The 22599-nt window shown below is 70.2% G+C and carries 19 protein-coding genes; 15 read left to right on the top strand and 4 right to left on the bottom strand.

The genetic code is table 11. The annotated features are described in order from the left end of the window. The first annotated feature begins 463 nt into the window (after positions 1–463). The 3 genes from MUB56_RS17120 to MUB56_RS17110 all read left to right on the top strand — a co-directional run bounded on the left by MUB56_RS17120 (position 464) and on the right by MUB56_RS17110 (position 5829). A complete protein-coding gene (locus MUB56_RS17120) occupies positions 464–4645 on the top strand; it encodes an Ig-like domain repeat protein (RefSeq protein ID WP_244928221.1) in 4182 nt (1393 codons plus the stop codon). A 218-nt stretch (positions 4646–4863) separates the two neighbouring features. Continuing rightward, positions 4864–5517, top strand: a complete 654-nt coding sequence (locus MUB56_RS17115; protein WP_244928220.1) for an HAD family phosphatase — start codon at positions 4864–4866, stop codon at positions 5515–5517. Positions 5518–5574: 57 nt separating this feature from the next. Continuing rightward, complete coding sequence (locus MUB56_RS17110; RefSeq protein WP_244928219.1) at positions 5575–5829, top strand: hypothetical protein; 255 nt, start codon at positions 5575–5577, stop codon at positions 5827–5829. A 22-nt stretch (positions 5830–5851) separates the two neighbouring features. On the opposite strand, the gene MUB56_RS17105 is transcribed toward MUB56_RS17110, so the two are convergent. Continuing rightward, positions 5852–6712, bottom strand: a complete 861-nt coding sequence (locus MUB56_RS17105) for a PD-(D/E)XK nuclease family protein (RefSeq protein WP_244928218.1) — start codon at positions 6710–6712, stop codon at positions 5852–5854. A gap of 56 nt (positions 6713–6768) precedes the next feature. Here MUB56_RS17105 and MUB56_RS17100 point away from each other — a divergent pair, with 56 nt between their 5' ends. From MUB56_RS17100 to arc, 3 genes are all read left to right on the top strand, one after another. Beyond that, positions 6769–7899 carry a site-2 protease family protein gene (locus tag MUB56_RS17100; RefSeq protein ID WP_244928217.1) on the top strand — a complete coding sequence of 377 codons (1131 nt, stop codon included), beginning with the start codon at positions 6769–6771 and terminating at the stop codon, positions 7897–7899. 98 nt (positions 7900–7997) lie between these two features. Further along, complete coding sequence (locus MUB56_RS17095; protein WP_244932431.1) at positions 7998–8879, top strand: tRNA (adenine-N1)-methyltransferase; 882 nt, start codon at positions 7998–8000, stop codon at positions 8877–8879. Between the two features lie 186 nt (positions 8880–9065). Continuing rightward, complete coding sequence (arc, locus tag MUB56_RS17090; protein WP_244928216.1) at positions 9066–10829, top strand: proteasome ATPase; 1764 nt, start codon at positions 9066–9068, stop codon at positions 10827–10829. Positions 10830–10976: 147 nt separating this feature from the next. Here the strand turns inward: arc and MUB56_RS17085 are convergent, their stop codons facing one another. From MUB56_RS17085 to MUB56_RS17075, 3 genes are read right to left on the bottom strand one after another with little or no spacing between them, the layout of a single operon-like run. Continuing rightward, positions 10977–12158 (bottom strand): benzoate/H(+) symporter BenE family transporter, encoded by a 1182-nt coding sequence (locus MUB56_RS17085; protein ID WP_244928215.1) that lies wholly within the window; start codon positions 12156–12158, stop codon positions 10977–10979. Next, positions 12155–12631, bottom strand: a complete 477-nt coding sequence (locus MUB56_RS17080; RefSeq protein ID WP_244928214.1) for a YbaK/EbsC family protein — start codon at positions 12629–12631, stop codon at positions 12155–12157. Before MUB56_RS17080 ends, MUB56_RS17085 begins: the two co-directional genes overlap by 4 nt. 10 nt (positions 12632–12641) lie before the next feature. Beyond that, entirely contained in the window at positions 12642–13268 is a 627-nt protein-coding gene (locus MUB56_RS17075; RefSeq protein ID WP_244928213.1) for a methyltransferase domain-containing protein, read from the bottom strand. Between the two features lie 76 nt (positions 13269–13344). On the opposite strand from MUB56_RS17075, the gene dop reads away from it, so the two are divergent. The 9 genes from dop to MUB56_RS17030 all read left to right on the top strand — a co-directional run bounded on the left by dop (position 13345) and on the right by MUB56_RS17030 (position 22556). Further along, on the top strand, positions 13345–14853 hold the full coding sequence (dop, locus tag MUB56_RS17070; protein ID WP_280637298.1) for a depupylase/deamidase Dop: 1509 nt from the start codon (positions 13345–13347) through the stop codon (positions 14851–14853). Between the two features lie 17 nt (positions 14854–14870). Next, positions 14871–15068 (top strand): ubiquitin-like protein Pup, encoded by a 198-nt coding sequence (locus MUB56_RS17065; RefSeq protein ID WP_244928212.1) that lies wholly within the window; start codon positions 14871–14873, stop codon positions 15066–15068. Further along, positions 15065–15910: a proteasome subunit beta gene (prcB, locus tag MUB56_RS17060; RefSeq protein WP_244928211.1), complete on the top strand. Its 846-nt coding sequence runs from the start codon at positions 15065–15067 to the stop codon at positions 15908–15910. The genes MUB56_RS17065 and prcB overlap by 4 nt, the downstream gene beginning before the upstream one ends. Beyond that, positions 15907–16797: a proteasome subunit alpha gene (gene prcA / locus MUB56_RS17055; RefSeq protein WP_244928210.1), complete on the top strand. Its 891-nt coding sequence runs from the start codon at positions 15907–15909 to the stop codon at positions 16795–16797. The genes prcB and prcA overlap by 4 nt, the downstream gene beginning before the upstream one ends. A gap of 189 nt (positions 16798–16986) precedes the next feature. Then, a complete protein-coding gene (locus MUB56_RS17050; protein WP_244928209.1) occupies positions 16987–17967 on the top strand; it encodes a hypothetical protein in 981 nt (326 codons plus the stop codon). Between the two features lie 122 nt (positions 17968–18089). Next, positions 18090–19451, top strand: coding sequence for a Pup--protein ligase (pafA, locus tag MUB56_RS17045; protein WP_244928208.1), 1362 nt, complete (start codon positions 18090–18092; stop codon positions 19449–19451). A gap of 192 nt (positions 19452–19643) precedes the next feature. After that, positions 19644–20591, top strand: coding sequence for an FKBP-type peptidyl-prolyl cis-trans isomerase (locus tag MUB56_RS17040; RefSeq protein ID WP_244928207.1), 948 nt, complete (start codon positions 19644–19646; stop codon positions 20589–20591). 10 nt (positions 20592–20601) lie between these two features. Then, positions 20602–21576, top strand: a complete 975-nt coding sequence (locus MUB56_RS17035; protein ID WP_244928206.1) for a WYL domain-containing protein — start codon at positions 20602–20604, stop codon at positions 21574–21576. Next, positions 21573–22556, top strand: a complete 984-nt coding sequence (locus MUB56_RS17030; protein WP_244928205.1) for a WYL domain-containing protein — start codon at positions 21573–21575, stop codon at positions 22554–22556. The genes MUB56_RS17035 and MUB56_RS17030 overlap by 4 nt, the downstream gene beginning before the upstream one ends. Positions 22557–22599: the final 43 nt, after the last annotated feature.

Genomic DNA, 22599 nt, shown 5'->3' with positions numbered 1-22599 from the left:
GGTGACTGCCGTTTGGTCACCAACGGCATCGAATCGCCCTCCTAGCCTGCGGTTGGTGACCAAACGGCAACGGCCCCCGAGCTGCCGGCCGCCGTCCTGTGCGACATGGACGACATGGACGACATGGACGACACGTGCTGCGCAATCGGGTCCATCCGGGAGCGTTGAAGTACAACCTCGAGGGATCAGACCTCGTACACCACGTCCCTGGACTTGACCTCGACTCCTTCGGTGGAGCCGGGCGAGTGTCGCTGGCCTGCAGCTCCTCAGATCTACGGCGTTCGCCCGCCGTGCACGCTGTAGGCGGCCCGACAACACCCTCAGGTCACCGGCGACGACCAGCCTCGTGGCGATCCCCGTCATCGCGGCGGCCCCTCGGTCTCCTCACGGCTGTGCCGTGCCGACGGCTGAACTCCTTCTGAGAGGCGCCATCTTCGTCATGCCACATCTCTCGTCCGCTCCCGTGCGAGGACTTGTCCTCACCCTGGCCGGGGCTCTCCTCGCCGGACTGACCGGTCCCGCGCTGGCCTCGGCAGCCCCGCCCCCAGGCGCAACCAGCATCCAGACCCAGGTCCTTCCGCCCTCGGTCTTCGTCGAGGACGGACAGACGGTCGCCGGCACGGTGGCGCTGGCAGCCGCCGACGCCGAGGTCGCCAGTGTCCGGGTCGGAGAGGCCGACCTGGCCACCAGCCCGATGGGCAGCGCGTTCCGCCTGGTCGGAGAGGTGAGCAGCTACGACAGCGCCAACGACTACAGCCTCGAGGTCAACGGCGTCGAGCTCCCCCTGCCCAAGACCACGATCGCCGGCGGTGGCGCCGGCACCACGTGGGGCGCCTTCGACAGCGGCCCGCTGCCCGCAGGCCTGCTCCGGGCGGACGGCAACGCGCTGCGCTTCGTGCCCGGACCGAATGCCACTGGAGTCCCCGACCGGGTCTACCTGCGCGACCTCGCGGTGGTGCTGGCGGACGGAGCCGAGATCGTCGACCCCGGCTCCGCCGGGACTCGGATCGACGTCGGCTACGACCGTCCGCTCTATGAGTTCGGCTACCCGTTCAACGTCGTGGTGCCCGCGGCTAGCGTCACCTCACAGGGGTGGCTGTGGGACACCACCACGGTGCGCGACGGCATGCAGCCGGTGACGTTCACCCTGGACGATGAGACCACCGTCACCATCCGGTTGCGCGTTGACAATCAGCCGCTGGGCCTCGACCTGGTCGACGGCCAGCACCTCCAGGGGGTGGTCCCGCTGAACGCCACCGGCGACGCACCCGTCGAGGTCCGCATCGGCGAGGAGGTCCTGGAACCGAGCGTCAGCACCCAGTCCGCGACCTTCCACGCGCTGTCCAGCAGCTACGACGCACCCTGGACCTACCAGCTGTTCGTCAACGACGTCGAGGTGACGCTGCCGAAGGGTCCGATCGGTAGCTCCGGGACCACGACCTTCGGAGAGCTGGCGAGCTCCCGGATCCCTACCGGGACCCTGCGGGCCGGCACCAACACGCTCCGGTTCGTGCCCGGTCCGAACGGAAGCGGGGTGCCGGACCGGGTCTACCTCAAGGACGTCCGCCTGGTCCTCGCCGACGGCACCGAGATCATCGATCCCACCTCCCGCGACACGATCATCAACGTCGGCTACGACCGTCCGACGTACGAGTTCGAGTATCCGGTGACCATGGAGCTGGCAGCCCCCACCCTGGAGACCAACGCCTGGTCGTGGGATACCTCCATCTACCCCGACGGTGAGTACGTCGTCTCGGTCAGCGACCCGACCGGCTCGCTGACCCGCACCGTAGAGGTCGACAACACCGCGCCGGCCCTCACCGTCACCACGCCCGCCGACGGCAGTCGCCACCAGGGCTCTCCGTTCGTGATCGATGCGACCGCCTCCGACCCGATCGACGGCGACCTCGCCCTCACCCTCACCCTGGACGGCGAGCCGGTCGAGAACGGCAGCCGCTGGGACCCCGAGAAGATGACCAACGGCGAGCACACCCTGCTCGTGGAGGCGACGGACTCCCACGGCCTCACCTCTCAGCGCACCGTCACCTTCGAGACCTGGGCCGACACCCCGTTCGCGCCCACGGACCCGAGCCCGGCTGACGGCGACCTTGACGTGCCCACCCGGACGACGTCGCTGGGGGTGACGGTCGCCGACCCGACCGGAGATCCCTTGGACGTGACGTTCAAGCTGGCACGCCAGCAGGACTTCGGCAACGGCGCCGGGCTCGAGGCGCGGCAGGGCTCCACCACGGACGGCGAGCCGGCTCTCGGCTCCGGACAGAGGCTGCCGGACCCCGAGGCCGTCGCGGCCCTGGAGGAGGCGGACGGCGAGCGCGTGGAGACGACCGAGGCCGAGCGCTACCCGTTCCAGCAGTTCGACGTGGCCGTGCCCGAGGAGGCGGCCACCGACCGCGATCTGGCGGTCAGCTGGACCGGCCGCACCCGTCCCGGACACCGGGTGGTGCTCTCGGTGTTCGACCACCGCACCGAGACCTGGGTCGAGGCCGCCTCCGCCGTGGCCGGCGAGGACGACCTCACCCTCCGAGGCTCGGTCCGCACCGGGCCGTCCGTGCAGGACGGCAAGGCCACCGTGCAGGTCCAGGTGCTGCCGGGCTACATCGCGCCGACGAACGACGGGGCTGTGAAGTTCGCCTGGATGACCGACACCCAGAAGCTGGCGGAATCGGATCCGGAGACCTTCGACAAGGAAGCACAGTGGATCGTTGACCAGCGCGAGTCCGAGAACCTCGCTTACATGTTCCTGACCGGCGACATCGTCGACGACGTCGATCAGGAGTTCCAGTGGGTCAATGCCTCCGAGTCGCTGCAGATCCTCGATGACGCCGACGTCCCCTATGGGCTGGTGCCGGGCAATCACGACTTCGAGTCCGGCTACAGCCACTACCGCAAGTATTTCGGCGAGGAGCGCTTCGCTGATGACCCGTGGTACGGCGGCACGGCCAGTGACAACGTGCAGCACTACGACTACATCTCCACCCCGGAGGCGGACTACATGTTCGTGTACCTGACCTGGCGGGCGAGCGCCGCCGAATGGGCCTGGGTCAAGGACGCGATCGCGTCTCATCCCGACGCCAACGTCATCATCGGCACCCACGAGCAGTTCGACCCCACCGGTCAGCTGACCGGGCAGGGCACCCGCTTCATGAGCGAGATCATCGAGCCGTACGACAACGTGGTCGCGATCATGTCGGGGCACAAGGACTACAGCTACGTCTGGGTCAACCGTCTCGGCGACGGTCGCATCGTCCTGCAGGTGCAGGTCAACTGGCCGTCGGTCAAGGCCGGCAGCTACAGCGGCGGAGCCGGGTTCATGCGCACGGTCGAGCTCGATCCGGACGCGCAGACTTTCACCAACCGCACCTTCACCGTGCTCGACGTGTACCCGACCGCAGGCGGCCCCGACCATGCCTGGCCGCTCACCGGGTGCGAGTCGCTGACCGAGGCCCCGAGCATCGAGCGTGAGATGACCGAGGAGTGCATCACGACCGAGAACTTCGTGCGGCCGATCACGCTGCAGAAGGCGGAGCGCTCGCTGGCCACCGACCACGTCGAGGTGACCGCCCGCACCGAGGAGGTCATCGCCGAGCTCGACGCCGTTGCCTCCGGCGCGCGCGCCGAGGTCCCGGCCGGGGAGCTGTCGCTCGACAGCGACTACAGCTGGTACGTCGAGGTCGCCGACGAGGACGGCCACTCGGTGGTCTCCGACGTCTGGTCGTTCTCGACCGTCGCCGCGACGCCGACCACCATGTCGGCCGACGACCTCACCGTGGTGGACGGCGGGACGGTGCGGCTGAGCGCCGCCCTGGATCCCGTCGCCGCCACCGGCTCCGTGCTCTTCCGCAGCGGTGACGATGTCCTCTGCGAGGCCGTGCTGGCTGGGGGAGTCGCCAGCTGCGAGGCCGCCGCCATGCCCGGTGTCGGCACCCACAGCATCGAGGTGGAGTACGCAGGCGATCACGCGCACGCCGCCAGCAGCACCACGCTCCGCCTGACCGTGACGGCACGGCCGACCGACCCCACGGATCCGACTGACCCTGGGCCGATCGGCGTACGCGTGGTGGTGGGCGATCTGAGGACGACCTTCGGCAAGGCGGCAGGGATCCCCGTCACGCTGGTGGCGGAGCGGTCCAGCACCGGGACGCCGCGCGGCGTCCTCCGCATCGAGCGGCAGGGCAGGCTTCTGGCGACACAGCGCATCGACGGCTTCCACGGCCGGGTCACCCTCCCGGCGAAGGTGGTGCGAGGGCTGGCCGCAGGACGCAACAACCTGGTGGTCTCCTTCAGTGGCGGCTCCGGCTTCACCGCCGACCGATCCAGCTTCGTCGTACGCGTGGCGAAGGCCAAGACGGTGCTGCGAGCGAAGGCGCCACGTGTCGGGGTCCGCGGCCGGACGGCGACGGTCACCGTGCGACTGAAGGTCCCCGGGGACCTGAGGCCGACCGGCAGGGTGGTCGTGCGAATCGGCTCGACCACCAAGGTCGTGGAGGCGAAGGCGGGCGTCACCCGGGTACGGCTCACCATCGACAGACAGCTCCGACCAGGTTCGCAGAAGGTGGTCGTGTGGTACGCCGGCAGCCGACACCTGAAGGCAGCCACCCAGCAGTCCCGGATCCGCATCAGATGAGATGAGGACCCGTCGGCTTCGGTGATCGAGGAGCGCCCGTCCCGCCAGCCTGGCGGGGCGGGCGCTCTGCCGTGGTTGGTTCGCCGTGATGATGGCGAACGCTGCGCACCTTCGATCTAGGGTGGGGCGTCGCACGGCTCGTCGCACGGAGCATTTCGGAGGGCATTCTGAACACCGCTTCTTCTCGAGAACCTGCAGGTCAGCGCCCGGATGAGGGAGTGCGGCTGCCGGCCGCCGTCCTGTGGGACATGGACGGCACCCTGGTGGACACCGAGCCCTACTGGATCGACACCGAGCATGCGCTGGCCGAGGAGTACGGCGGCACCTGGTCGACGGCGCACGCCATGAACCTGGTCGGGAACTCGCTGATCGACTCGGCGCACTACATCAAGGAGCACATGGGCGTCCCGCTGGCGCCGGAGGCGATCGTCGAGCGGCTGCTCGACGGCGTCGTGGCGCGGGTGGAGGACGAGGTGCCGTGGCGCCCTGGAGCCCGCGACCTGCTGGTGGCGCTCGGCGAGGCCGAGGTCCGGTGCGCTCTGGTGACGATGTCGTACGAGCGGTTCGTCGCCCCGATCCTGGCGCAGCTGCCTCCGGAGACGTTCCGGGTGATCGTCACCGGTGACCAGGTCGAGTTCGGCAAGCCGCATCCCGAGCCCTACCTGAGCGCGGCCGCGGCACTCGGCGTACGTCCGAGCGACTGCGTGGCGATCGAGGACTCCAACACCGGCGCCAAGTCCGCAGAGGCGGCCGGGTGCACGGTCCTGGTCGTGGAGAACCACGTACCGGTCCTCGACGGGCCGCGCCGAATCTTCCGCGACAGCCTCCAGGGGCTCACCCCACAGGACCTGGGCGACCTGCGGATCCCGTGATCACCCGGTAGCGGCATATCGAGCACGAAGCAGCGGAATTCGGGGAAGAGTGCGCCCATGAGCACCTACGAGTCCGCTCCGGCCACCCCGTCCCAGCCGTCGTGCAGCGCCTGCGGCGCCGAGAGCCTCGAGCCCGGGTTCGTCGAGGACGCCGGCGAGTCCTCCCAGGGCTATGCCCGCTGGATCCCGGGACCGTTGGAGCGGGGCCTCTTCGGCGGTGCCCGCCGGATGGGCAAGCAGCGCTACATGATCGAGGCGAACCGATGCGCGCGGTGCGGATTCCTGATGCTCTTCGCCCGGTCGCCGGTCTGAGCCGGTCAGCTCCGGGTCGGTCTCAGCTCTGGGCCGGCAGATCCGGCAGTGGCGGGGGAGTGCCCCCGAACTCGGGACAGATCGCCTGGTGCGCGCACCAGCCGCACAGGTTGCTGCGGTGCGGCAGCCAGTCACCGGTCTCCTCGGCCGTGCGGATCGCCCGCCAGATCGCCTCGACCTTGCGCTCGGTGGCCAGCAGATCCTGCTCGTCCGGGACGTAGCGGATGATCTCGCCGCTGCCGAGGTAGACCAGCTGCAGCATCGCCGGGACGATGCCGCGCGTGCGCCACACCACGAGCGCGTAGAACCTCATCTGGAACAGCGCCTTGGCCTCGAAACCGGGCCCGGGCGCCTTCCCGGTCTTGTAGTCGACCAGCCGGATCGCACCGTCGGGGGCGACGTCGACCCGGTCGACGAAGCCCCGCAGAAGCAGCTTCGACTCCAACAGGCTCTCGACGTACAGCTCGCGCTCGGCCGGCTCCAATCGACGCGGGTCCTCCAGGGTGAAGTAGCGTTCGAGCACGGTGCGGCACGACGCGAGCCACGGCGTCACGCCGGGCCCCTCGTCGCCGAACATCTCCGCGACTTCGGGGGCCACCTCGACGAGCCGCTCCCAGGCGGGCACCAGCATCTCGCCGGCCCGCTCGGGGGTGCGCTGCTCGGCGGGGAGGTCGAACAGGTCCTCGAGCACCTTGTGCACGACGGTGCCGCGGACCGCGTCGGGGGAGTACGGCTCGGGGAGCCGGTCGACGGTGCGGAAGCGATAGAGCAGCGGGCAGGTCAGGAAGTCACCCGCCCGGCTCGGGGACAGCGCCCCCAGGACGTCGACGCCGTCGACGGGCGTCGAGACCCGGTCCGCCGGCGACTCCTGCTCCACACTCACCTGCCGCACGATAGGCGACACCACGGACAGTCCGGCCTGTCGGATAGCCTCGTCGGGTGTCAGACCAGAAGCCACGCCCGCCGGGCACGTTCAAGGTCGGCACGATCGCGGGCAGCGACGTCCTGGTGTCCTCGTCCTGGTTCCTCGTCGCGGGCCTGATCGCCGTCGTCATGGCGCCGCGGGTAGAGCAGGTCTCCCCGGGGCTGGGCGTCGGGAAGTACGTCGCGGGCTTCGCCTTCGCCGTCATCCTCTATCTCTCCGTGCTGCTGCACGAGGCCTCGCACGCCGTGGTGGCCAACCGGATGGGCTTCCCGGTCACCTCGATCACGCTGCACTTCCTCGGCGGGATGACAGCCGTGGAGGGCGAGGCCAGGACCCCGCGCCAGGAGTTCTGGATCGCTGTGGTCGGCCCGATCACCTCCCTGGCGGTCGGCCTCGCCGCCCTCGCGGCACTGCTCGCCGACCCCGAGGGGCTCATCCGGCTCGGGCTCGAGGGGCTGGCCGGTGCCAACCTGCTCGTCGGGGTCCTCAACCTGGTCCCGGGGCTGCCGCTCGACGGCGGTCGGGTGCTGAAGGCTGCCGTGTGGGGCGCCAGCGGGGACCAGCACCGCGGCACCCTGGTGGCGGGCTGGGGCGGACGCATCACCGCGGTGGCCGCGCTGTCCTGGCCGCTGTTCCAGGAACCGCTGCTCGGCGTCGAGCCCGACCTGCTCGACTTCGCCCTGGCGCTGATCGTGGCCATGTTCCTCTGGTCGGGGTCGACCGCGGCGATCACCGGTGCCAAGATCCGCCGGCGGCTCCCGGCGCTGGTGGCGCGCAACCTCGCCCGCCGTACCCTCACCGTTCCCGTCGACCTCCCGCTCGCCGAGGCGGTACGCCGGGCCCAGGACGCCGAGGCCGGGGGCATCGTCACGGTCACCACCTCCGGCGATCCCGTCGGCGTCGTCAACGAGGCAGCGCTGCTCGCCACGCCGGACGAGCGCCGTCCCTGGGTGCCTGTCTCGGCCGTCACCCGCTCGCTGGACCCGGGCCTGCGGCTGCCCGTCGCGATCGGCGGCGAGGAACTCGTGATGGCGATCAATCGCACCCCGGCGGCGGAGTACCTGCTCATGGAGGACGACGGCTCGGTGTACGGCGTACTCGCGGCCGCCGACGTCGATCGGGCGTTCCGCGAAGCCGCCCACTAGGGTTCTCGCTCGTGTCCGAGAGTGCTGAGCCCCACGCCGATCGCCCGACAGACCCCGACGTCGCACCCGAGGCCTGGTCCGGTGTTCACCGCGGGCCGCTGCGGGTCGGCGAGTGGGTACGGCTGGTCGACCAGAAGGGCCGGCGCCACAACTTCGAGCTGGTGCCGGGCAAGCGGTTCTTCTCCAACCGCGGCCACCTCGAGCACGACGACATGATCGGCCGTGACGAAGGATTCACCCTCGTCTCCTCGGCCGGTGGCGAGTATCTCGTCTTCCGCCCGCTGCTCTCCGAGTTCGTCGTCTCGATGCCGCGCGGCGCGGCGGTCGTCTATCCCAAGGACGCCGCCCAGATCGTCGCGATGGCCGACATCTTCCCGGGCGCGCACGTCGTCGAGGCCGGCGTCGGCTCGGGGGCGCTGACCTGCTCCCTGCTGCGCGCCGTCGGGCCGCACGGCCGGGTGTCGTCCTACGAGCGCCGCGAGGAGTTCGCGGACGTCGCGCGCCGCAACGTCACCCAGTTCTTCGGCGGCGACCACCCGGCCTGGGACCTGACCCTCGGGGACCTAGCCGAGGCGCTCCCGGCCTCGGGGGACCGGGTCGACCGGATCATCCTCGACATGCTCGCCCCGTGGGAGTGCCTCGACGCCGCTGCGGATGCGCTGCGTCCCGGCGGGATCGTGTGCGCGTACGTCGCCACCACCACCCAGCTCTCCCGCTTCGTGGAGACGGTGCGCCTGCACGGCGGCTTCACCGAGCCGCAGCCGTGGGAGTCGCTGGTGCGCGACTGGCACGTCGAGGGTCTGGCCGTGCGACCCGGCCACAAGATGATCGGCCACACCGCCTTCCTGGTGACCGCCCGACGGATGGCCCCCGGCCAGCGCCCGCCGCTGAAGAAGCGCAGGCCGGCTCCCGGTGCCTACGGTCCGGACTACACCGGCCCGCGACCGCCCGGCGTACCCGTGGACGAGTCGGAGGCCTGACTCTCTGCCGTTTGGTCACCAACGGCGGCTCCGGCGGCCAGGTAATGCCGTTGGTGACCAAACGGCAACACCTGCCACCACCTTCGGCGCGCGAGCCGGTGCCAAATCGTGACCAACACCGCGGACAGTCCCCTTCCGTTGTCCCCGCTCGCGGGTAGGGTCGCAGCACACAGGAGGTGCGCTGACATGACTGCAGACGGCCCGTTCGGCACAGAGTCCCACTCCAATAGCCCGAGCGCTGAGGAGCTCCTCCACCAGGTGCGCTTCCTGGAATCCGAAGTCGGGGACCTTCGTCGCCGACTCTCTGACGGACCCGGCGGGTCCCGCGGCCTCGAGCTCCGCCTGGCCGACGCCCAGCGTTCCCTGGCCGCGGTCACCAGCCAGAACGAGCGCCTCGCCCAGACCCTGCGCGAGGCGCGCGACCAGATCATGAAGCTGAAGGAGGAGGTCGACCGGCTGGCCCAGCCGCCGGCGGGCTTCGGCACCTTCCTCCAACGCAACGACGACGACTCGGTCGACGTGTTCACCGGGGGGCGCAAGCTCCGGGTCAACGTCAGCCCGACCGTGGAGGTCGACTTGTTGCGGCGCGGCCAGGAGGTCATGCTCAACGAGGCCCTCAACGTCGTGGCCGCCCTCGCCTTCGAGGAGGTCGGCGAGGTTGTGATGTTCAAGGAGCTGCTCGCCGACGGTGATCGGGCCCTGGTCATCGCGAACGCCGACGAGGAGCGCGTCGTACGCCTCGCCGAGCCGCTGCGCAACGACACCATCCGCGCCGGCGACTCGCTGCTGCTCGACTCGCGGGCGGGCTACGTCTACGAGAAGGTCCCGAAGTCGGAGGTCGAGGAGCTGATCCTCGAGGAGGTTCCCGACATCGCCTACGAGTCCATCGGCGGACTGCGAGGTCAGATCGAGCAGATCCAGGACGCGGTCGAGCTGCCCTACCTGCACCCCGAGCTGTTCAAGGAGCACCAGCTCAAGCCGCCGAAGGGTGTGCTGCTCTACGGGCCTCCCGGCTGCGGCAAGACGCTGATCGCCAAGGCTGTCGCCAACAGCCTGGCCAAGAAGGTCGCGGCCCGGACCGGCCAGGAGGGGAAGTCGTACTTCCTCAACATCAAGGGTCCCGAGCTGCTCAACAAGTACGTCGGCGAGACCGAGCGGCACATCCGCCTGGTCTTCCAGCGGGCTCGTGAGAAGGCCAGCAGCGGCACCCCGGTCATCGTCTTCTTCGACGAGATGGACTCGCTGTTCCGCACTCGTGGCTCGGGCGTCTCCTCCGATGTCGAGAACACCATCGTCCCGCAGCTGCTCAGCGAGATCGACGGCGTCGAGCTGCTGGAGAACGTGCTGGTCATCGGTGCCTCGAACCGTGAGGACATGATCGATCCGGCCATCCTGCGCCCGGGCCGGCTCGACGTGAAGATCAAGATCGAGCGCCCCGACGCCGAGTCGGCGCGTGACATCTTTTCCAAGTACCTCACCGCCAGCCTGCCGCTGCACGCCGACGACCTCGCCGAGTTCGGCAACGACCGCGACGCCACCGTGGCCGGGATGATCCAGGCCACCGTGGAGCGGATGTATACCGAGACCGAGGAGAACCGCTTCCTCGAAGTGACCTACGCCAACGGTGACAAGGAGGTCCTGTACTTCAAGGACTTCAACTCCGGCGCGATGATCCAGAACATCGTCGACCGGGCCAAGAAGATGGCGATCAAGGACTTCCTGGACCACGACCAGCGAGGTCTGCGGGTCTCGCACATGCTCCAGGCGTGCGTCGACGAGTTCAAGGAGAACGAAGACCTCCCGAACACCACCAACCCCGACGACTGGGCCCGCATCTCCGGCAAGAAGGGCGAGCGGATCGTGTTCATCCGCACCCTCATCACCGGCAAGCAGGGCACGGAGCCGGGCCGGTCGATCGACACGGTCTCCAACACCGGGCAGTACCTCTAGGCACGTCACGTCAGCAGACCCGTCGAGTCCGACGGGTCTGCTGACGTACCCGCCCGTCAGGCCGGGTGCCGCGCACGAGGCGATGCTGGCGCCTCCAGGGTGCTGGCCCGCCCTGAGTGAACTGAGCCCGCTCGAGGTCTCGGCCGCTCAGCCCGCCGACCGGGCGTGGGCGGCGCGCAGCGCAGCGAGGACCACGAGCCCGCCCACGAGGGACCAGAACGCAGGACCGACGCCGGCGATGGTCATCCCCGACGCGGCGACCGCGAGCGCGACGGCGGCGGGCAGCCGGTGCTCGGGCGCCTCGAAGGCCTGCGCGACGGCGCCGGCGAGCGTTCCGAGCAGTGCCAGCCCGGCGATCGCGGCGATGAGGCCCGCCGGGGCCGCGGTCGCCACCTCGGCGACCAGCGCGGAGAGGGGCGCGAGGACCAGGTACGTCGTGCCGCACGCGACCCCCGCCACCCACCGGCGTGCCGGGTCCGGGTGCGCCTGCGGCCCGGCCGCGAGGGCCGCCGAGATCGCGGCCAGGTTGATCGCGTGCCCACCGCCAACGGCTCCGACCGCGCTCGCCGCACCGGTGTAGAGCAGGGTGTCACGCAGCGGTGGCCGGTAGCCGAACGAGGCCAGCACGGCCATCCCGGGGATGTTCTGGCTGGTCATCGTGACCAGGAAGAGGGGGATGGCGATCGCGATGAGGGCACCGGCGTCCCATACCGGAGAGACCGACTCCAGGTGTGGTGCGGCCGCTGCGGCGTCCACCGCGGAGTACGAGCCCCGTACCGCCATCACGACCAGCGCAGCCACCAGCGCACCCGGGACCGCCCAGCGCGGTGCGAGCACGGTGAGGATCAGCCAGAGTGCGACCACCGGGGCCACCGTCCCGGGGGAATCGGCGAGCGAGCGGAAGGGCACCGTGCACAGGGTGAGCAGGACGCCGGCGAGCATCGCGTTGGCGACCGGGAGCGGAATCGCCTCGACCAGCCGGCCGAGCGGGCGGACCAGGCCGCAGGCGGCGAGCAGCACCCCGGTGACCGCGAAGGCGACCACCGCGGCACCGAAGCCGCCGGCCGGCACTGCGGCGGTGGCCAGCAGCGCGGCGCCCGGCGTGGACCAGGCGAGCGTCATGGGCATCCGCAGCCGCCACGAGAAGAGCACGCTGCCGAGTCCCATGGTCACGCAGAGGACAAGCAGGCCGGAGGATGCCTGCTCGGGCGACGCACCCACCGCGCGCAGCCCGGTGATGACGACGGCGAACGAGCTGGTGAAGCCGACCAGCGCGCAGACCAGACCGGCGACGACCGCATGGCCGGCCCCCGGCGCGGACCTGCTCACGCGGGGTCGGTGACGTCGGCGACGGTGGCATCCAACGCGGCGAGGAGGGCCGCGGCATCCACCGTGATCCCGACCCCCGGCGCGCCGCCGCCGAGCGAGACCATCCCGACGACCCGCTGGTCGGCGATGACCGGCAGCGGGGACCGGCTACCCAGGGGCGTGATCGTGCCTCGCACGTAGCCAGTGACCGCGCGGGCGGCCTCCGCACTGGGCATCGAGAGGCGGTTCACCCCCAGCAGCGCCCGCAGTCGCGGCCAGGCGATCTCGCGACCGCCCGGCACCAGTACGAACCGGTGGTCGCCCTCGGCGACCCGCACGACCATCGTCTTCAGCAGTTGGTGCGGCTCGATCCCGCGGGCCGCCGCGGCCTCCTCCAGGGAGCCGACCGGACCGTGGCGCGTCACCGCGTAGGGCAGCCCGAGGGCGTCTGCAGCGCCGATAGCCCTTGCCGATTGGTCACCAACGTCAACCATGGGCCGCAATCTAGGGGACCCGAGCCGCGCGCCCCAGGTTCGCGTAGATCCACGGACGCATGACGCTCGGCCCGTCCAGGTAGTGCTGGTCGAGCTCCTCGACCACCAGGCCGGCCTCGCGGAGCATCGCCGGGGTGTCGCGGGACAGCTGACAGCCACCGAAGACGGCGCCCTGCACGGGATCGAGGCGCCGCTGCCAGGCCGCCACCCGCGCGTCAGGAGCCAGCCCGTGCTCGAGGAAGCAGAAGACGCCGCCCGGGCGGAGCACCCGTCGTACCTCCGCGACCGCGCGGGCCGCGTCGGGGATCGTGCACAGCGTGAAGGTTGACAGCGCCGCGTCGTACGACGCGTCCGCAGCGGCGAGCCGCTGGCCGTCCAGGCCCGTGCGGGCGACGGGCACGCGCGACGACGTACGCCGCGCCTCCGACCGCGCCCAACCGAGATCGGACGGCTCGACCGCATCGATGCTCTCCACCTCGTCCGGGTAGCAGCCCAGGTTGAGGCCGCTGCCGAAGCCGATCTCCAGCACCCGACCCCGCAGCTCGCGGCAGGCCTGCTCGCGCAGCTCCATCACCGGGGGGCGGGAGAGGGGCGCGTCGGTCAGTCGAGGTACCACGTGCTCGTCCCACCAGCTCATCAGCCGAGCGTAGGCACGCTCGTTGGCAGGTGGCTATCGCTCCGCTGACACCCTCGGACGCCGTAGGCTCCCAGGTATGAGTGTGCGCCGCGTCATGGGGACGGAGGTCGAGTACGGCATCAGCGTGCAGGGCCAGCCCCTGGCGAACCCGATGGTGGCGTCATCGCAGGTCGTCAACGCCTACGCCTCGGCGACCGTGCGGGCCCGGCGGGCCCGCTGGGACTTCGAGGAGGAGTCGCCGCTGCGCGACGCCCGCGGCTTCGACATGGCCCGCCAGGTGGCGGACCCGGGCCTACTGACCGACGAGGATCTCGGCCTCGCCAACATCATCCTCACCAACGGTGCCCGGCTGTACGTCGACCACGCCCACCCGGAGTACTCCACCCCCGAGGTGACGACACCGCTCGACATCGTCCGCTGGGACAAGGCCGGCGAGCAGGTGATGCTCGACGCCCAGCGCCGGGCCGCTCAGCTGCCCGGTGGTGCGCCGATCCTGCTCTACAAGAACAACACCGACAACAAGGGTGCGTCGTACGGCGCCCACGAGAACTACCTGATGCGTCGCTCGACGCCGTTCGGCGAGATCGTCAAGCACCTGACCCCGTTCTTCGTCTCCCGCCAGGTCGTCACCGGCTCGGGACGGGTCGGGATCGGGCAGGACGGGCGCGGCCACGGGTTCCAGATCAGCCAGCGAGCCGACTACTTCGAGGTCGAGGTCGGGCTCGAGACGACCCTGAAGCGCCCGATCATCAACACCCGGGACGAGCCGCACGCCGACCCGGAGAAGTACCGCCGCCTGCACGTCATCATCGGCGACGCCAACCTCGCGGAGGTGTCGACGTACCTCAAGGTCGGCACCACCGCCCTGGTGCTCGCGATGATCGAGGACCGCTTCATCTCCGTCGATCTGAGCATCGACGGCCCGGTCTCGGCGCTCCGCGCGGTCTCCCACGACCCGTCGCTGCGCGAGCTGGTCACCCTCCGCGACGGTCGCAAGTTGACCGCGGTACAGCTGCAGCTGGAGTACCTCGACCTGGCGAAGAAGTACGTCGAGGACCGGTACGGCGCGGACGCCGACGCCCAGACCGTCGACGTGCTCGCCCGGTGGGAGTCGGTCCTGGACCGGTTGGAGCGCGACCCGATGTCCCTGGCCCGCGAGCTGGACTGGGTGGCCAAGCTGAAGCTGCTGCAGCAGTACCGCGACCGCGACGGGCTGGACTGGGACGACGCGAAGCTGCAGATGATCGACCTCCAGTACTCCGACATCCGTCCCGAGAAGGGCCTCTACAACCGCCTCGTCGCGAGCGGTCGGATCGAGCGGCTCCTCGAGGACGCGTCGGTGACGGCGTCGATGCATGACCCGCCGACCGACACCCGGGCGTACTTCCGCGGCCGCTGCCTGGAGAAGTACGCCGAGCACGTCGCCGCCGCCTCCTGGGACTCGGTCATCTTCGACCTGCCCGGACGGGAGTCGCTGCAGCGGGTGCCGACCATCGATCCGCTACGCGGCAGCAAGGCGCACGTCGGCGAGCTCCTCGACCGGTGTGAGACGGCCGAGGAGTTGTTCACCGCTCTTACCCGCTGAATGGATAGGGTCGAGTCATGGCACAGGAGCAGAAGCAACCGCGCAAGAACTCCGAGACCGAGGAGGCCGTCGAGACGGCCCCCGAGTCGGGCGTGGCCGAGCGCAAGGAAGCGCTCGACAACGACGTCGACGACCTGCTGGACGAGATCGACGACGTCCTGGAGACCAATGCCGAGGACTTCGTGAAGTCGTTCATCCAGAAGGGCGGCCAGTGACGGATCCGCGCCTGCCCGCCGCGTACCTGCGGCCGGGCGTCTCGTCCTTCGCCGACTTCGTCTCCGAGCAGGCGCCCGACCTGCTCCCGGGCCGCCGGGCGGTGCCGCAGGGCAACGCCGGTGACCTCGCGCCGCACGGCACCACGATCGTCGGCGCGACCTTCGCGGGCGGCGTGATCCTGGCCGGCGACCGGCGGGCCACGATGGGCAACATCATCGCCCAGCGCGACATCGAGAAGGTCTTCCCGGCCGATGAGTTCTCCGCGGTCGGCATCGCCGGCACCGCCGGTCTCGCGATCGAGATGGTCCGGCTGTTCCAGACCGAGCTCGAGCACTACGAGAAGATCGAGGGGACCACGCTCTCCTTCGACGGCAAGGCCAACCGCCTGGCCGCACTGATCCGCGGCAATCTCGGCATGGCCATGCAGGGTCTGGCCGTCGTACCCCTCTTCGCCGGCTACGACCTGCGGGTCGGCCACGGCCGGCTTTTCAGCTACGACGTCACCGGTGGGCGCTACGAGGAGCACGGCTTCCACTCGGTCGGCTCCGGCTCGCTGTTCGCCCGCGGGGCTCTGAAGAAGCTCTACCGCGAGGACCTCTCCGAGGCCGACTGCGTGATGGCCGTCGTACAGGCGCTGTACGACGCCGCCGACGACGACTCCGCCACCGGCGGCCCCGACGTGGCCCGCCGGATCTTCCCGGTCATCCAGGTGATCACCGCCGAGGGCGGCCGCCGCCTGCCCGACGCCGAGGTCGCCGAGGTCGCCGACCGGATGATCGCCGGCCGGATGTCCGCACCCAACGGCCCGCGCGCCGAGCTCCCTGGGGGTGAGCGCCAATGAGCATGCCGTTCTACGTCTCGCCCGAGCAGCTGATGAAGGACCGGGCCGACTTCGCCCGCAAGGGCATCGCCCGCGGTCGGTCCGTCGTCGCCGTCCAGTACGCCGACGGCATCCTGTTCGCCTCCGAGAACCCCTCCCAGGCGCTGCACAAGGTCTCCGAGATCTACGACCGGATCGCCTTCGCGGCGGTCGGTCGCTACAACGAGTTCGAGAACCTGCGGATCGCGGGCGTCCGGCTGGCCGACATGCGCGGCTACGCCTACGACCGGCGCGACGTCACCGGCCGCGGCCTCGCGAACGCCTACGCCCAGACCCTCGGCACGATCTTCTCCAGCGGCGGCGAGAAGCCGTACGAGGTGGAGATCTTCGTCGGCGAGATCGGCGACACGGCCGCGGACGACCAGATCTTCCGGCTCACGTACGACGGCCAGGTCGCCGACGTCCACCAGTACGCAGTGATGGGCGGCGCGGCCGAGTCGGTCTCGAAGTACCTCAAGGAGCGGTACGCCGCCGGCGCCTCGCTCGAGGGCGCCCTGCGGCTGGCGGTCGCAGCACTCGGCCACACCGACGCCGCGGACCGGGTGATCCCCGTCGGTGACCTCGAGGTCGCCGTCCTCGACCGGACCCGCACCCGGCCGCGCAAGTTCGCCCGCCTGATGCCTGCGCGCCTGGAGACCCTCCTCGGCGGCCGTGGCCCGGAGGTCGCGTCGGCTCCGGAAAGCGGTGACAACGACCCCGGCACCGCCTCCTCCGGCGTGCGCGAGGACCACCCCGCCGATCCCACGGACCAGACCAGCGGACACATCGCGCCGCTGGAGGACCCGATCACGGGCGAGCCGCCCATCGCCCCGCCCGACTCCGGCCCGGGGTCTGGTCGCCCGCTCTGAGCGTGCGGCGCGGGCCGTTTGTCGTCGTTGCCGTTTGGTCACCAACCGCTGCTTTGAGCGTCCTTCTGATGCCGTTGGTGACCAAACGGCACGCCAAGCGGGCGGAGCGCCCGATGCCGGCCACGACTGCTTTCCACAGGCTGCTCGACTGCGCTTTCGCCACCGAGCGGTTGCCTGCACGCTGGCGGCGTGAGTGCCTCAGCTGAGCGCGACCCGGAACGGAGCGGCGACGAGCCGATCCGGGGGCACGTGCGCAGCAGGGGGTTCCGGCGCGTCAGTCATGGTCTGTTCCTCAAGATCGTCGCCGACCTGGACCAGGCCGACGAGTTCCTTCGCGACCTGGAGGCATGGACCGAGGTGCTACCTGACTCCGCCGTCTTCACCCACGTCACCGCGGCGCGTCTGCTCGGATGGGAGCTCCCCAAGCTGCCCGAGCAGGTACCGGTCTTCGCAGCGGTCGATCGAGACGATCCCCGGCCCCGCCGGGAGGGACTGATCTGCTCCCGGCTCACCCGGAAGCGCTCCGGCTTCGTCGCGGGTGGATTTCCGATCGATTCACCGGAGGAGATCCTGCTGCGCGCCGCGCGCGATCTGGGAGTCCTCGATCTGGTCATCATGATCGACTCCGCCCGCAGTCGGGGAGATCTGGACGGTGCACGTATGAAGGCTCTCCTGGAGAGCGGTCGTCCGGGTGTGAAGGTCCTCGCCGCCGCCTTCGGCTTGTCGAACGCGAAACGAGAGTCTGGCGGCGAGACGGTTCTGGGGTGCTTCCACGCCGCGATGGAGGTCGCGTCCGAGCCCCAGGTCAGCCTGCACGACGCCGAGGGCCGCTTCATCGGTCGAGTGGACTTCCTGATCACGGGGACCGACTGGGTCCACGAGTACGACGGGGAGATGCACCGTGCCAAGTCCCAGCACCGTACCGACCTGCGCCGCGAACGCGGCTGGTCCGGCACGTCGTACCGGCGCAAGGGATTCACGCTCGACGACCTCCTGAACCACCCGCTCGTCGTGATGCACGAGATCGATCGCGACCTGGGTCGGCCGCACCGCAACCGACGCTTGGAGCGCTGGCGGACGTTGGTGCGCGAGTCCCTCTACGACGTCCCCGGCCGGGACCGCGTCCTCAACCGCTGGCGCCGGGCGATGGGAGTCGTCCAGTGGTCATGAGGGTGCAGGGTGCCGGCCCTCGTCGGAGCCGATTGTGACCAAACGGCACCCGCGGGCCGGCCAGTGAAGAGCGAGTTGGTTTCCTACCCCCGATCCCACCGGCAGCGCCGTAGTGTGCACACATGGATCGTCGGATCTTCGGGATTGAGAACGAGTACGGCGTTACGTGCACGTTCAAGGGCCAGCGGCGGCTGAGCCCGGACGAGGTTGCGCGCTACCTCTTCCGCAAGGTCGTCAGCTGGGGTCGCAGCAGCAACGTCTTCCTCCGCAACGGCGCCCGCCTCTACCTGGACGTGGGCAGCCACCCGGAGTACGCGACGCCCGAGTGCGATGACATCACCGAGCTCGTCACCCATGACAAGGCGGGGGAGCGGGTCCTGGAGGGGCTCCTCCTCGACGCCGAGCAGCGACTGCACGATGAGGGCATCGCCGGCGAGATCTATCTGTTCAAGAACAACACCGACTCGGCCGGCAACTCGTACGGCTGCCACGAGAACTACCTGGTCGGGCGGGCAGGCGAGTTCAGCCGGCTGGCCGACATCCTGATCCCGTTCCTCGTGACCCGGCAGATCGTCGTGGGCGCCGGCAAGATCACCCAGACGCCCCGCGGGGCGTCGTACAGCGTCAGTCAGCGCGCGGAGCACATCTGGGAGGGCGTCTCCAGTGCCACGACCAGGTCGCGCCCGATCATCAACACCCGCGACGAGCCGCACGCGGACGCCGAGAAGTACCGCAGGCTCCACGTCATCGTGGGCGACTCGAACATGAGCGAGACGACGACGATGCTGAAGGTCGCCAGCTGCGACCTGGTGCTCCGGATGATCGAGGAGGGCGTGGTGATGCGCGACCTCACGATGGAGAACCCCATCCGGGCGATCCGGGAGATCTCGCACGACGTCACGGGACGCCGCAAGATCCGCCTGGCCAACGGCCGTGAGGCCAGCGCGCTCGACATCCAGCAGGAGTACCTCTCGAAGGCTCGTGACTTCGTCGACCGGCGCGGGATCAGTACGCCGATCATCGAGTCCGCACTCGACCTCTGGGAGCGCGGACTGAAGGCCGTGGAGTCCGACGACCTGGGCCTGGTCGACACGGAGATCGACTGGGTCATCAAGTGGAAGCTGATCGACGCCTACCGCGCGAAGCACGGACTGCCGCTCGGGCACGCCCGGATCGCCCAGCTCGACCTCGCCTATCACGACATCCACCGCAACCGGGGCCTGTACTACCTGCTCGAGAAGCGCGGCATGGTTGCCCGGGTCACCACCGACCTGAAGATCTTCGAGGCGAAGTCGGTGCCGCCGCAGACCACCCGTGCGCGCCTGCGTGGTGAGTTCATCCGCAAGGCACAGGAGCGGCGGCGCGACTTCACCGTCGACTGGGTGCACCTCAAACTGAACGACCAGGCGCAGCGCACCGTGCTGTGCAAGGACCCGTTTCGGGCGTACGACGAGCGGGTCCAGCGGCTGATCGACGGTATGTGAGATCGCCCGGCCTGGGGTTGGGCCTGTGGTTTGGTCACCAACCGCAACCCCCAGACCCGGTCGCATGCCGTTGGTGACCAAACGGCAACAGCAAAAGCTCCGCGCCCACCCTGGGGACGCACTGAGCATTCTCTCAGGCAGGACCGTTAGGGTTTGCCCGCAACGTCACGCTCACGCCCGAAGGTTGGACTCGTGCTCCCTCGCCTGCACCGGCCGCTGGCCGCCCTGCTCCCCGTGCTGTTCCTCGGTCTCGCCGCTTGTGGTGGCGACGACGGGGCACGGCCCACTGACATCGAAGGACCGCAGGGTTTCGACGCGGTCGAGATCGCCGGCGACCAGGGCGTTCAGCCCGAGGTCACCTGGAAGGGCCAGATGGAGGCAGGCAAGCTCGAGGTCAAGACCCTGGTCGAGGGGGAGGGCGACCCGGTAGCGAAGGGTGACAGCGTCTCCACCAACCTGTGGATCGGCAACGGCTTCAGCAAGACCGAGGCCTACACGACGTACGGCGACGAGGGCGGCGGCGCGCAGCCCATCGCCGTCGACGAAGAGGAACTCGCACCCATCTTCGTCAAGGCACTCGAGGGCCAGACGAAGGGCTCCCGGGTCGCTGTCGTCGGCTCGGCCACGGAGGCCTTCGGCGAGAACGGCCAGCCGGCGCTCGGCATCGGGGACGGCGACACGGTGCTGCTGATCGCTGACCTGATGGCCGACCCGAAGCCGGTGAAGCCGAAGCGGGTCCCGGCGTCGCAGCTGCCGAAGGTCGTCGAGAAGGGTGGCGTCGTCAAGCGCCTCAGCTTCCAGGGCCTGAAGGAGCCGGCCGCCGACGGTGACCTGCTGCGCAGCGTGGTCAAGCGCGGCACGGGCGCGGTCGTGACCGAGGACATGACGGTCACCGCGAACTACCTCGGCCACGTCTACGGCGCGAAGAAGCCGTTCGACGAGAGCTTCTCGAAGGAGCCGGTGCCGTTCTCCCTGCAGGAGGTCGTGAAGGGCTGGACCTACGGGCTCTCCGGGGTGAAGGTCGGCAGCCGGGTGCTGCTCCAGATCCCGCCGGAGCTCGGGTACGGCGCGCAGGAGAAGGAGAACATCCCGGCGAACAGCACCCTCTACTTCGTCGTCGACATCATCTCCGCCGAGTGAGAACGGCTCCGTGACGGTCCGCAAGAGCGAGCGCCTGCTCAACCTGTTGATCATGCTGCTCGTCCAGCGCCACTTCGTGGCGAAGGACCGGATCCGCTCGATCCTCTACCCGGGCTCCTCCGACGAGGCGTTCGAGAAGATGTTCGAGCGGGACAAGGAGGAGTTGCGCAGCCTCGGCGTGCCGATCGAGGTCGGCCACATGGACGCCTACTTCGACGACGAGCCGGGCTACCGGATCCGCGCCGACGAGTTCGCGCTCCCGGAGATCGGGCTGCTCGCCGACGAGGCGGCGGTCATCGGCCTGGCCACCCGGGTGTGGCAGCACGCGAAGCTCGCGGAGGCCACCACGGAGGCGGTGCGCAAACTGACGGCGCTCGGGGTGGACGTCGACACGTCCGCCCTCGACATCGTCGAGCCGCGACTGAGTGCCGACGAGCCGTCGTTCGACGTGTTCTGGCAGGCCACCCAGGAGCGCGTGCCGGTGGAGTTCGAGTACGCCCGCCCCGGCCAGGAGACCGGCACCACCCGGCATCTGCAGCCTTGGGGCGTCGCCCGGTACGCCGGCCGCTGGTACGTCGTCGGCTACGACACCGACCGCGCCGACGAGCGGGTCTTCCGGCTCTCCCGGGTGCAGGGCGAGGCCCGGCGCGCCGGTGAGCCCGGGTCGTACGACGTACCTCCCGGCACCGACGTACGCGAGGTGGCCCGGCGGCTCGCCCCGGCCCCGACGCTCGACCGCGCGACCCTGCTGGCCCGCACCGGAGCCGGACTGACCCTGCGGCGGGGCGCCGACAGCGTCGAGCCCGGGGTCAGTGGACCCGACGACCGCACCGGTTGGGACCGGGTCGTGGTGACCCGCGACCACCTCGGCCTGGCCGACGAGATCCTCGGCTACGGGGCGGACGTCTTCGTCGAGGGACCGGCCGAGCTGCGCGAGAGCGTCGTCGCCCGGTTGCGCGCGACGATCGAGCAGGCGGCGTCGTGAGCGCCTCCCAGGGCGCCAAGGACCAGGTCGGACGGCTGCTGACCCTGGTCCCGTACCTCAACGTCCGCGGCGCCGTACCCCTGCAGGACGCCGCGCGCGACCTCGGCGTCACCCCCCGGCAGTTGCTCTCGGACCTGAAGGTCCTTCTCATGTGCGGTCTGCCGGGCGGCTACCCCGACGACCTCATCGACGTCGACCTCGACGCACTGCAGGACCCCGACGGCGACGGCGTGATCCGGGTGTCCAACGCCGACTACCTGGCCCGCCCCATGCGGCTGACGCCGACCGAGGCCACCGCCGTGATCGTGGCGCTGCGGGCCTTGCGCAACGGTGCCGGCACGGAGACCCGGGAGATCGTCGACCGTGCGCTCGCGAAGCTGGAGGCGGCCGCCGCGGAGGGCAGCGACGTGCCCCGCATCGATCCCGGCCAGGACGCCGCCGACACCGACCAGGCCCTCCTGGCGACCCGGCTGCAGGACGCTGCGGACCGGCGGCGACAGGTGCTGCTCACCTACTACGTGCCCTCGCGCGACGAGGAGTCCGAGCGGCGGGTGGATCCGCGGGGCGTGGTGACGGCCAACGGCTTCTCATACCTCGACGCGTGGTGCCACAGCGCCGAGGCGCCCCGGTTGTTCCGGCTCGACCGGATCCACCGGGCGGAGGTGCTCGACGAGCCGATCCGCACCGAGCCCGAGGCGCCGCGCGACCTCGCCGACGGGCTCTTCGCCCGGTCCGAGGAGACCACCCGGGTGACGCTGCTGCTGGCGCCTCAGGCGCGCTGGGTGGTCGAGTACTACCCGGTCGAGGACGCCCGCCCGCAGCCCGATGGCAGCACCGAGGTCGACCTGCTGGTGGCCGACCGGCGATGGCTGGACCGGCTGCTGCTGAGGTTGGCCCCCTACGCGTCGATCGTTCGTCCGGCCGAGTTCACCGATTCGTTCACAGCCGCCGCACAGGCGGCCCTGCGGCTGTACTCATGACCCGGCGTACGATGGTCACGACTCCGAATCGTCTGTGAGGACA

The organism is Nocardioides sp. W7, assembly GCF_022919075.1.
In the GTDB taxonomy this organism is placed as follows: domain Bacteria; phylum Actinomycetota; class Actinomycetes; order Propionibacteriales; family Nocardioidaceae; genus Nocardioides.
The sequence above is the reverse complement of the archived record's forward strand: the minus strand, read 5'-3'. Positions and strand labels throughout refer to the sequence as shown.